This is a genomic window from Polaromonas sp. P3_C2 (assembly GCF_056402675.1).
On sequence record NZ_JBFUGX010000945.1, the window covers coordinates 1 to 1,253 of the forward strand.

A 1,253-nucleotide genomic window follows, 5' to 3' on the forward strand; every position below is an offset into this window, starting at 1 on the left:
GGCCACGAGCGCATGCTGCTGGACGCGTTGATGAAGCTGAAGGCGCAGGATCCGACCATCAGCTTTCGCCGCTCGTGCCGCGAAGGTGTGTGTGGCTCCGACGCCATGAACATCAACGGCAAGAACGGCCTGGCGTGCCTGACCAACATGCGCACGCTGCCTGAGGTCATCATCCTCAAGCCCTTGCCCGGCCTGCCTGTGGTGCGCGACCTGATCGTCGACATGACGCAGTTCTTCAAGCAGTACAACTCGATCAAGCCCTACCTGATCAACGACAACGTGCCGCCCGAAAAAGAGCGCCTGCAGAGTCCCGAAGAGCGTGATGAGCTCAACGGCCTCTACGAGTGCATTTTGTGCGCCAGCTGCTCCACCTCCTGTCCCAGCTTCTGGTGGAACCCCGACAAGTTTGTCGGCCCGGCCGGCCTGCTGCAGGCCTACCGCTTCATCGCCGACTCCAGAGACGAAGCCACCGCCGAGCGCCTGGACAATCTGGAAGACCCGTACCGCCTGTTCCGCTGCCACACCATCATGAATTGCGTCGACGTCTGCCCCAAGGGCCTGAACCCGACCAAGGCGATTGGCAAGATCAAGGAAATGATGGTTTTGCGGACAGTGTGACCAATATGGCCCCCACGCTTGTCGCTTCGCGTACTACGCTGCCTCCCGAGGGGGCGTGTTTCGCCTTGGGGCGGCCCGGCGGCGAAACCTCTACGGCCTGAACGATATGGAAACCGCCGACGCCCTGCTCGACGAGCGTGCCCTGAGCAAGCTCAAGTGGCGTTGCCGGCGCGGCCTGCTGGAAAACGATTTGCTGATTGAGCGCTTCTTTTTGGCGCACGAAGCGACGCTAACCGTCAGGCAGGCTAAAGGGTTAAATGATTTAATGGATTTGTCCGACAACGATTTGCTGGACCTGCTGTTAAAACGAAAAGTTGCCGGCCAGCTGCCCGATGAAGCGGCCAAGGCAAGTGCCTCTACTTCTGAAGCCCATGAAGTTTTAAAGTTGCTGCAGCCCGCAGCGCCGGCCCCCGATTACGCGTCCGTCCTCCATTGACACTGATACGAAAGAAAGAAGCACGAAATGAAGCTAGCTGACAACAAAGCCACCCTGTCCTTCAGCAACGGCAGCCCCAGCATCGAGTTGCCGGTCTACCAGGGCAGCGTTGGTCCGGACGTCGTTGATATCCGCAAGCTGTATGCCCAGACCGGCATGTTCACCTATGACCCCGGTTTCCTGTCGACCGCGTCCTGCC

General features: G+C 59.6%; 2 protein-coding genes and 1 pseudogene. All 3 read left to right on the top strand.

All coding sequences use genetic code 11. The features are described from left to right. On the top strand, window positions 1-618 hold a 618-nt coding region (locus AC1DWI_RS23645), incomplete at its 5' end, for a succinate dehydrogenase iron-sulfur subunit (RefSeq protein ID WP_477725972.1). Window positions 619-724: 106 nt separating this feature from the next. After that, a complete protein-coding gene (locus AC1DWI_RS23650; RefSeq protein ID WP_477671353.1) occupies window positions 725-1,054 on the top strand; it encodes an FAD assembly factor SdhE in 330 nt (109 codons plus the stop codon). A gap of 27 nt (window positions 1,055-1,081) precedes the next feature. Continuing rightward, window positions 1,082-1,253: pseudogene (gene gltA, locus AC1DWI_RS23655) on the top strand (citrate (Si)-synthase); the annotation flags it as partial.

What these genes read in the sequence shown, in the direction of transcription:
- AC1DWI_RS23650 (WP_477671353.1), top strand. Translation starts at nt 725, where the DNA reads ATGGAAACCGCCGACGCCCTGCTCGACGAGCGTGCCCTGAGCAAGCTC.